General features: G+C 66.6%; 11 protein-coding genes and 5 pseudogenes. 5 read left to right on the top strand and 11 right to left on the bottom strand.

The features are described from left to right. A pseudogene (locus tag GJ629_RS12065) lies at positions 1-252 on the bottom strand (AAA family ATPase); the annotation flags it as partial. An 83-nt stretch (positions 253-335) separates the two neighbouring features. Between GJ629_RS12065 and GJ629_RS17615 the strand changes: the two are divergent. Beyond that, positions 336-470, top strand: coding sequence for a hypothetical protein (locus GJ629_RS17615; protein WP_255475231.1), 135 nt, complete (start codon positions 336-338; stop codon positions 468-470). Positions 471-1,307: 837 nt separating this feature from the next. On the opposite strand, the gene GJ629_RS12070 is transcribed toward GJ629_RS17615, so the two are convergent. Then, the gene (locus GJ629_RS12070) at positions 1,308-1,739 is read right to left on the bottom strand and encodes a DUF5796 family protein (RefSeq protein ID WP_157513286.1); all 432 of its coding nucleotides are present in this window, start codon (positions 1,737-1,739) and stop codon (positions 1,308-1,310) included. Positions 1,740-1,827: 88 nt separating this feature from the next. Between GJ629_RS12070 and GJ629_RS12075 the strand changes: the two genes are divergently transcribed. From GJ629_RS12075 to GJ629_RS12085, 4 genes are all read left to right on the top strand, one after another. Then, positions 1,828-2,688 carry a shikimate kinase gene (locus GJ629_RS12075; protein WP_157513287.1) on the top strand — a complete coding sequence of 287 codons (861 nt, stop codon included), beginning with the start codon at positions 1,828-1,830 and terminating at the stop codon, positions 2,686-2,688. Then, positions 2,646-2,951 (top strand): chorismate mutase, encoded by a 306-nt coding sequence (locus GJ629_RS12080; RefSeq protein WP_157513288.1) that lies wholly within the window; start codon positions 2,646-2,648, stop codon positions 2,949-2,951. The genes GJ629_RS12075 and GJ629_RS12080 overlap by 43 nt, the downstream gene beginning before the upstream one ends. Positions 2,952-3,019: 68 nt before the next feature. Next, positions 3,020-3,181 carry a hypothetical protein gene (locus tag GJ629_RS16310; RefSeq protein WP_197428584.1) on the top strand — a complete coding sequence of 54 codons (162 nt, stop codon included), beginning with the start codon at positions 3,020-3,022 and terminating at the stop codon, positions 3,179-3,181. After that, positions 3,178-3,570 carry a PIN domain-containing protein gene (locus tag GJ629_RS12085; RefSeq protein ID WP_157513289.1) on the top strand — a complete coding sequence of 131 codons (393 nt, stop codon included), beginning with the start codon at positions 3,178-3,180 and terminating at the stop codon, positions 3,568-3,570. The genes GJ629_RS16310 and GJ629_RS12085 overlap by 4 nt, the downstream gene beginning before the upstream one ends. A gap of 34 nt (positions 3,571-3,604) precedes the next feature. Here the strand turns inward: GJ629_RS12085 and GJ629_RS12090 are convergent, their stop codons facing one another. From GJ629_RS12090 to GJ629_RS12125, 9 genes and pseudogenes are all read right to left on the bottom strand, one after another. Beyond that, entirely contained in the window at positions 3,605-3,991 is a 387-nt protein-coding gene (locus GJ629_RS12090) for a PIN domain-containing protein (RefSeq protein WP_157513290.1), read from the bottom strand. Continuing rightward, positions 3,988-4,233 (bottom strand): AbrB/MazE/SpoVT family DNA-binding domain-containing protein, encoded by a 246-nt coding sequence (locus tag GJ629_RS12095; RefSeq protein ID WP_197428585.1) that lies wholly within the window; start codon positions 4,231-4,233, stop codon positions 3,988-3,990. The genes GJ629_RS12090 and GJ629_RS12095 overlap by 4 nt, the downstream gene beginning before the upstream one ends. Positions 4,234-4,360: 127 nt before the next feature. Next, positions 4,361-5,040, bottom strand: a pseudogene (locus GJ629_RS12100) (carbonic anhydrase). A 56-nt stretch (positions 5,041-5,096) separates the two neighbouring features. Then, entirely contained in the window at positions 5,097-5,492 is a 396-nt protein-coding gene (locus tag GJ629_RS12105) for a hypothetical protein (protein WP_157513291.1), read from the bottom strand. A 49-nt stretch (positions 5,493-5,541) separates the two neighbouring features. Then, positions 5,542-6,560 (bottom strand): annotated as a pseudogene (locus GJ629_RS12110) (amidohydrolase family protein). A gap of 49 nt (positions 6,561-6,609) precedes the next feature. Then, on the bottom strand, positions 6,610-7,182 hold the full coding sequence (locus tag GJ629_RS12115) for an MOSC domain-containing protein (RefSeq protein ID WP_370515896.1): 573 nt from the start codon (positions 7,180-7,182) through the stop codon (positions 6,610-6,612). 12 nt (positions 7,183-7,194) lie between these two features. Beyond that, a pseudogene (locus tag GJ629_RS18055) lies at positions 7,195-7,380 on the bottom strand (MOSC N-terminal beta barrel domain-containing protein); the annotation flags it as partial. A gap of 63 nt (positions 7,381-7,443) precedes the next feature. After that, positions 7,444-8,410, bottom strand: a pseudogene (locus GJ629_RS12120) (beta-ribofuranosylaminobenzene 5'-phosphate synthase family protein). A 64-nt stretch (positions 8,411-8,474) separates the two neighbouring features. Then, positions 8,475-8,699, bottom strand: coding sequence for an alpha-amylase domain-containing protein (locus tag GJ629_RS12125; protein WP_157513293.1), 225 nt, complete (start codon positions 8,697-8,699; stop codon positions 8,475-8,477). Positions 8,700-8,966: the final 267 nt, after the last annotated feature.

An 8,966-nucleotide genomic window follows, 5' to 3' on the forward strand; every position in this document is an offset into this window, starting at 1 on the left:
CGCGACCCGCACCTCGTCGCCGATTGTCGCGCCGGCGTTGGTCCGCGTGTCGGCGTCGATGCGGACGACGTTCTCCTCGCCGTCGTCGGGCCACACCTTCGCCACTGTCTGTCGCTCGCCCTCGATGATCACCGAGTCGCCGCTGAGGACGCCCAGACGGCTCCGGACCGGTTCCGGAAGCCGCGCGATGCCGCGCCCGGCGTCCCGTTTCCGCGCGCCGGCGACGGTGAGCGTCACCCCGTTTCCGTTCATATTCCGCCTTCGGCACCCACGCTCTTCAGCGTTGCAATCGTCAGTGAGTAACACTGATATTTTTACGGACGATACTATCGTGTATGGTGGCCACGACACAGCGTGACGGCACGACCTGGTTCGAGTGTGAACACTGTGGCCTGCTGTTCGACGACGAGGATGACGCCCGCACGCACGAGGACACCTGCGACGCCGAGGACCCCTCGTACATCCAGTGATGACCGACGCCGCCGACGCAGCCGGAGACGGGACGGCGGTCGCGTGGCGCTACGACAGCACGACCGAGCCGTGGCTCCGCGCGCTCACCGCCGCGGCGGCGGCGCTGCTGTTCGGACCGTACAGCGCAGTCGTCCTCACCATCGGGTTCGTCGTGCTCGTCAGCGGCAACACCGAAGTAACCGCACTGGTGGCACTGCTGGCGTTGGTCGGTGGCCCGATATCGGTTCTATACCTCTGGCCGCTCCGGGACCCCGACCAGCGGCCGGCGCTGTTCGACGACTGGTCGCTCTGGTGGTTCGACGTCCGGCAGGCACTCGCGTTCGCGGCCGTCGGTGCCGCCGTGACCATCGTCGCCACGTTCGTCGACCCGATAGCGTTGTACGCGCTCTTTTTCGCCGGCGTCGCGGCGACGCTTCTCGCGTCGGTCTGCTCGGTGTCGGGACGGGTCGACCCCGAGAGCGGCACCATCGACACCCGGTATCGGGAGATAGCCATCGCGGACGTCGCGTCCGTCCGCACCCATCGCGTCGGACCGCTCGTCGTCGTCCGGCCGCAGAGTCCGGGCCGCATCGGGACGGTCCCGTGGTACTTCCTCGTGCCCGCGAGCGACGCGCCGGCCGTCCTCGACGCCGTCGAGGCCGGTATCGAGTCGACGCCCGACCCGACGCTCGACCGCGAGCGCAACCGGACGGTCCGGCTCGTCGCCGGCCTGCTGGCCGTCGGTGCCGCCGGCGGCGGCGTCCTCTCGTTCGTAGCAGCAGACGGCGTCATCGGAGCGTACGTCGGCGTGATGGGGATCTCGGTCGGCGGTCTGTTCGCGTTCGTCGCCTACGAGGCTAGCTCTCTTCGGGAACTATCTCGTAGCTCGCTTCGCCCATCTCGTCCTCCTCGAAGACGAACACGCGGCCCTCCAGTGCCCCCCAGTCGACGTCGACGGCGAAGCGGAATCCCGTCCGCTCGACGGTGACGCCGGGGAAGACGCTGGCCTGTTCGCCCTTGTCCAGCATCACTCGGCCGACGCCGGTCGACTCCAAGATGTCGTCGTTCGTCCGGAGGTCGTTGACGTAGACGAGGACACCCTCCGTCTCGCCGGGGTCGGTCACCAACACGTGGACGTCCTTGCCGGGGGCGCTCTCTAAGGTCCCGTGGACTTTCTCCGGGACGCCGTGGTAGAAGACGGTCCGGCCGTCAGTGTACTCGACGGCGATGCCGTCCTCGGTCAACTCGACGCCCAGCGTCGAGGGCGCGACGTCGCTGCGGGCACTCATACCTCGATGTCGCCGGCCGAGGGCCAAAAACACCCCGTTCCGGGACCGAACCACCACCGATATAGTACCGACCCGCGGACGGCTACCCATGCACGGACAGGCGAGAGCGCCGGCGGCGGGGACGATTCTCAACGCCCTCGCGACCGGCACCGGATCGGCGTTCGCCATCGAGGAGTACACCACTGCGACGGTCGAGTTACACACCGACGGCGACGGCGTCACGGGAACCGTCGCCGAGGACGACGACGCCGACACGCGACTGATCGAGACGTGCGTCGAGTACGTGCTGGACGCCCACGGCGGCCCCGACGTCACCGGCGGCCACGTCGAGACAGAGAGCGAGGTGCCGATGGCCTCGGGACTCAAATCCTCCTCGGCGGCAGCCAACGCCACGGTGATGGCGACGCTCGACGCTCTCGGAAAGACCGAGAAGATGACGCGCGAGGACGCCGCCCGCCTCGGCGTGATGGCCGCCCGCGACGTGGGCGTCACCGTCACCGGCGCGTTCGACGACGCCTCGGCGTCGATGCTCGGCGGCGTCACCGTCACCGACAACACGACCGACGACCTGCTGGCGCGGGACACAGTCGAGTGGGACGTGCTCGTGTACACCCCCGACGAGCAGGCGTTCAGCGCCGACGCCGACGTCGAACGCTGCGAACAGATCGCACCGATGGCCGACCTCGTCGCTGACCTCGCGCTGGACGGCGAGTACGGGCGCGCGATGACCGTCAACGGCCTCGCGTTCTCGGCGGCACTGGAGTTCTCGACCGAACCGATGGTCGAGGCGATGCCGCTGGTCGAGGGGGTCTCGCTGTCGGGAACGGGGCCGAGCGTCGTCGCCGTCGGCGACCGGGAGGCATTAGAGGGAGTAGCGAGGACGTGGGAGCAACGAGCGGGATCGACATGGCTAACAACGACACAACAGTCCGGAACCCGGACGATATGAGCCTGGACGAACTCCGGGAGGAGATCGAGAGCATCGACCGCGAGATCGTCGAGAAGATCGCCCAGCGAACCTACGTCGCCGACACCATCGCACAAGTCAAAGACGAACGCGGCCTGCCAACGACCGACGAGGACCAAGAGCAGGCCGTGATGGACCGCGCCGGCGAGAACGCCGAACAGTTCGACGTCGACTCGAACCTCGTCAAGGCCGTCTTCCGCCTGCTGATCGAACTAAACAAGGTCGAACAGCGCGAGAGTCGGTAGCGTCCCGTCCGGCTGTCGTTGCCTCAGACGTGGAAAGAGATTTACGACGCTATTTACAACGTGTTCGTATGGGAACGAAGGCGAACCTCGACAGTGTCGAACCACCGGGGCGGGGTGGCCGAGACGGCGACGACGACGACGGACAGCTTGGCGATGTGTTGTCCGGTCGGTTGGCGGACATCGACATCGACTCCGTAGAGGCGGTCCGTGACGTACGAGAGCGCGGATGAAAGTCTTCGTCGATACCAACGTTTTCGTGGCCAGTCTCACAGACGAACCCGCTCGGGGTGACGTGGCCACGGAACTGCTGAATCAGGATCACGATTTCTGTACCTCGATTCTGAACCTGATGGAACTCCGGTCGGTGCTTACCAAGAAGAAACAGATCGAACAGGACAGAGTCGAGGGTGTGATCGCTGACGTCTATTCACGGGTCGACATCTACGCGCCGGAGATCAGTGACCAGATAGAGGCGTACAGTCTCCAACAGGAGACGCTTCTCTACACACTGGACTGCGTGCTGCTCGCACTGGCCGAAGACATCGACGCCACACTGACGACGTTCGACGGCGAACTGCTCGATAACGGGGCTATCGAGCCATCCGACCTGACCGAGTAACGGATTCGAACAGCGCGAGAGTCGGTAGCCGAGGTCACTCGTCGTCGGTCGGTTCGAGCGGGACTCGTTCGACCTCGATGTCGTCGTAGTCTCGCTCGGACGAGAGGACGGCCGTCCCCCGAGTCTCCGCAGTCGCCGCGTGGAACGCGTCGAACGGCGTCATCCCCTCATCGTAGTAGTTGACGGCTTTCAGTACGACCTGTTTCTCTGCCTCGCTTCCCACGGGGACGAGTTCGAGTAGATTCGCTATCAGCGGCACGTAGTCGAACTCGTGACGCTCCCGGGCGAGGAGGAGTTCGAGGTACGAGAACGGTGAGGTTTCGACATCGTACTCGACGAGGGCGCTCTCTGCGGACCCTTCTAACCAATCGGAATCCTTGGCGAGTGCGAGCAGGAAATCCGTCTCAACGTACACCGTCATCTGTCGCTGCCGGCTTCCGCGGCGTCGTCTTTCGCTGCCGTCTCGATGTCCTCTCGGATCTCCTCGACGGATGCGTCGTGAAGATCGCCTGCCGCCTCGCGGACAGCGGTGAGCGGGTCGTCCGCGACCGGAATCAACTCGATCCTGTCCTCGTACAGAACGATGTGATACCGCTGGCCGTACTTCTCGCGCACTTCCTTCGGGATGTACAGCCGTCCCTGTGCATCCGTCTCTGCTGACATAGAAGGAAGTACAGTACCACAGACAAAGAATCTTACCACCAACGTTTCGGTGATGGTGCTCGCTATGGCGTTTGGGAAGCTCGTTCGATAGATCCCACGGACAGTCAACAGCGCGAGAGCCGCTGAGTCAGTACGTCCACAGGCGGTCGATCCGGTCGCAATCTCGGAGTGGGCGTCCCGCAGCGCCGCCATGTCGCGTTCGCCGCCGACGTTTATAACGTGGACCTCGCCGCGGCGACCCTCGTAGACGTCCTGAAAGTCGTAGACGACGCCGACGACGGTTGTCTCCGCGGGCACGTCCGGACAGTCGAGCAGGGCGTCTATCTGCCGGTCGACGTTGTACTCGACGAGGCGGTTGATCGCCGCCGGTCGGTCCAGACCCGACGGGAGCGCCTCGACGCCGGGTTCGAGCGCGGGTTTCAGAAGCGAGAGACAGTGTTCGATGCCGGGGGTGTCCGAGATGCCCTCGGTCAGGTCGTCGTAGGTGGCAGTCACCGCGCCACAGCCAGTGTGGCCGACGACGACGACGGTGTCCGTCCCGGTGTGGACGATGGGATAGAGCACGTCGCCGGAGACGACTGTCCCCGACTCGGTGCGCTGGAGGACGCGGTTGCCGATGTTGCCGCACGTGAATATCTCACCCGGTGTCTCGTTTCCGAACATCCGATCCTGCAACACCCGGGAGTCAGAACAGCAGACGGTGACGACCGGCGGGGACTGGCTGTCCTGAACCGAATCGAAGCGGTCGTCGAACTCGGCGGCGTGGGCCGCGTTCCGCTCCAGCAACTCGACGAACGTCTGGTCCATCTGTCTCAGACCGCGTGGTCGAGGATGTAATTGCTTTCCTTTCCGCGCCGCCCCACTCAGACGATGTCCGTGTCCCCCGCGGCCCACTCGACGGCGCGGTCCAGAGAAGCGACACCTGTCGCTTCCATCCCCTGCGCCTCGTTCTTGTTGGCGACAGTCAATCGCTCTATCCCGTCGGATACGTAAGCGGTACGGTCGATACCGGTCACTTCGCCGAGTTCGGTCCACTTCTCGTTGACGTGGTCCATCGTCTCGCCGTCCAGTTCGGTGTTTTCGAGGACGATCACGACCCCGGACATCGACGTCCCGGTGACCGTCTCCCTGAAGTGGTCTTCCGCTTCCGCTAGCTCGCCGGACTGTAGCGTCTCCTGCAGGTCGTCGATGATCCAGATACCGACCCCGTCACGGTTCTCGTAGTCGATCCTGTCAGTTATTGACGTTCGTTGTGCCACGCGGTGACAGACGGTATTGACCAATATAGTCTTTTGTGCGCTCGCGTCGCTAGCGAGGCAACAGCACGTCTCGCACGTCGTCGACGCCGGCCCGTCGCACGAGGCGCGAACGGCATCCTCCACACCAGCGAGGTTGTGGGTGTCGCCGTCGAGAACCAGCAGTCGCGCCGGGCGGCCGCGCTCGATCACACCGCAGTCCAGCCCGGCCATCTCGGCGCCGTTGACCGTCGCCATCCGGAGCACCTCGCGGGCGGGGACGTCGTACAGTTTCGCCGCGAACTCCATCTCCCTGAACATCGACGGGCTGTTGAGCATCACGTTGTCCGTGCCCAGCGCGACCGTCGTCCGCTCGACGAGGTCGGCGGCGGGCGCGACGCCGACACCGGTGACGAGGTTCGACCGCGGGCAGAGTACGACCGGCGGGCCGCCGTCGGCCAACCGCTGGAGGTGTAGCTCCTCGGGATGGACCATATGGACCAGAAAGTCCGGGTCCAGATCGAGCGCGCCGTTGATGTCGTGGCTGTCGCGCTCGCCGGCGTGGATGCCGAACAGTTTGCCAGCCTCACGGGTCGCCCGGCGCTCGACGCCGAACTCGCCGTCCCGGGCACCGCTGGCCCCGAATCCGTCCGCGGCCTCCATCGCGTCGACCGTCTCGCGGCCGAGTACGACCGGGTCGATAGCAAGCCCCTGGCTGGCGTCGGCGAGCATCTCGACGCCCGGGACGCCGTTCTCCCGGAACTCGACGAACGCGCCCGTGCCGGAGCGCTCGATAAACTGCAGCGACCGGCGCATCGCGGCCACCGTTTCATCGCGGGAGGCGGCGTCGAGCAGTCGGTGTTTCAGGCCATCCGGCGGCGCGACGAGTTCGTCGAGCGAGAGGCCGCCACCGGCCTCCTTGGCGATGGAGTCGCCGATGTGCGTGTGGGCGTTGACGAACGCCGGCAGTACGATGGCGTCGCTGTCGGTGTCGGTCTCCTCGATAGCGGTTATCTCGCCGTCGTCGACGACGACCCGGCCCTCGACGGGGTCGAACTCGCGGCCGCGGAGGATAGTCCCCTCGACGTTCATACCGGTTCTGACGGCGGGCGGCATCTTGAATGTGGGCCGTTCGGACCGCTCAGGCGACGATGGAGACGGGGTCGTCGATGGCGAGCGTCTCGCCGCGGCCCGCCTCGGTCGTCCGCGTGTTGACCATCAGCCGGTAGTAGTGGTCGAACTGCTCGCCGGCGGCCCACTCGGGGAGGGTCGCCTCGCGGCGCTGTGCGAACTGGTCGCCAAAGCCCGGAATCGCCTCGCCGGTGTCGGGGTCGCGGCTCGGTACCACGCAGCGCTGACAGGGGCTGGTCCCCTCGAAGACGGCGTCGCCGACGCTGAACCGGACCGTCTCGCCGGGCGGCCCGTAAAGGCGGTCCTCCCAGAACGGTTCGGCGTCGACGACCAGGTTCGGCCGGAGGCGCCGCCGCATCTCTTCGGGGCCGTCGACGGCGTCGAACCACGAGGCCACCGTCTCCAGCGTCCCCGTCGAGATGACCGTCGGCCCGAAGTCGGTGGTGTCGTCGGGATACCCGAGGGGTTGCTCGTCGACGACGGACACCGACGGCTCGAACACCGGGTCGAGCCAGTCGGCCGCCTGTTCGGTCTCCGCGGGCAGGCGGAACCGCGCTCGCCGGTCACCCTCGGTGAGCCACACGCCGTCGTCGTCGTAACTGGCGTCGACCCGGTGGACTGCGGCCGTCCGCTTCCCGTTGATGTACTCGCCGTCCGGGTCGACGAGCGCGTACTGTCGGTCGCCCTCTAGTGACCCCTCCGGGGAGACCGAGACGGCTGTCAGCGGCCGCGCGTCGAGGGACTTGATCGGATAGACGTAGATACCGGAGAGCGCTGGCATACGAGAGGCGAGGAGTGGCCCGGTACAGTAGCTTGCGGTCGCCGCGAAACTTCCGGCTGGCGGTCACTTCTCGACGCGTGCCCCTTCGTTGCAGGGTCGAGCGACTCGGACTGTCCCCTCGATGCCAGCCGAATCCAGTGCGTCCCGGGCGGCCTCGGCGGCGGACTCGGCCACGTCTGCGTGGGTGACGCCGTACACTGTCGGCCCCCCACGAGGACTGGCCAGCGCCGCTGACGCCCGGCACCGAGTCCAGCGCGTCGACCACCTCGCCGGCCGGCGGGCGGTAGACCCCGCCCTGTTCGTCGGCGTACCACGCACCGTTGAGCCGACCCAACCGGGCGACCGCTCGGCCGAACGTGCCGTGGTCGTCGGTGGCGATACCGGGGAGCAACTGCCGGACGACGACCTGTGCTATCTCGTCGGCGATGCCGGGGTCGGCCCGTTCGACGACCGACCGGATGCTGTTGTCCTCGGGCGTCCCGCTCCGGCCGCGTTCGACAGCCGGCGTCACGAGCAGGAACCGCCACGACTCGGGAATGTCGTGCCGTGCGGCGACCGGCGGGGCCGTCCACTCGCCGTCGGCCGGCGCGTCGGTCGTGAACCGCTCGGTCGGGTGACCGGCGTCGAGGACGAACCCCCCGGAGTCGAAGGTAGCGATACCGACGCCGCTGCGGCCGCCCCGGCCGAGTTTCGGGGCCATCTCGCGGACGGCGACGGTCCGGTCGTAGGCGCCGGCGACGGCGACGAGACTGGCAAGCGCCAGCCGGGTTCCGCTCCCGAGGCCGACGTGTCGGGGGAGCGACTCCGCGACGGTCACAGAGGCGCCGGGTACGTCGAGCGCTCGGACGGCCGCCTCGACGTAGGCCGTCGCGTCCGCGCCGTCACAGACGATTTGATCGTCGACGGACGCCTCGAGGACGAGTCTGGGCTGGTCTAACGTGGCGCCGACGCCGCCGTAGAGGCGGTCGTGGGCCAGCGAGAGGTTCTGGAACCCGAAGTGGATGCGTCCGCCGACGGAGACGCGTGTCATACCCCCAATTCGGCGGGTGAGACAAAAGAAGACCGGGAATGGCGGCAAAAACGGGTGTGGGTCGTCAGGGCGCGAGCGCGACGTAGTCGCCGGCCGGGATGGTGACCTGCACCCAGCCGTCGCCGTTGACGTAGGCGTTGTTGTTCCCCGAGTAGTCGTTGAGTGACTGGTTGCGCCAGGAGGTGTACACCCACTGCTGGGTCTGGCTGCCGGACTGGTTGATCCCCATCAGAAGGTTGTTGTACCGCTCGTAGATGAGGTTGTTCGCGTCGTCGTACCGGAAGTACAACTCGCCGCCGGCGAGGTTGTTGGCTATCCAGACGAGGTTGTTGCGGTTTCCACCGTCGAAGGCCGATCCCTCGGGCTTTGCGTGGTTGTCGTAGAGGAACGGGTAGCCCGGGATGGTCGTGATGAACGCCTCGGCGAGGCCCTTGTTGCCCGGCGCGTCGACGTCGTGGTTCTCGACGAACGGGCGACGCGCGAAGCGGGTTTCGGCCCACGACGCAGTTGTCGTTCTCTATCTTGGCCGCACCCTGCGAGAGGTCACCGCCGTAGC

The organism is Halapricum sp. CBA1109, assembly GCF_009741825.1.
In the GTDB taxonomy this organism is placed as follows: Archaea; Halobacteriota; Halobacteria; order Halobacteriales; family Haloarculaceae; genus Halapricum.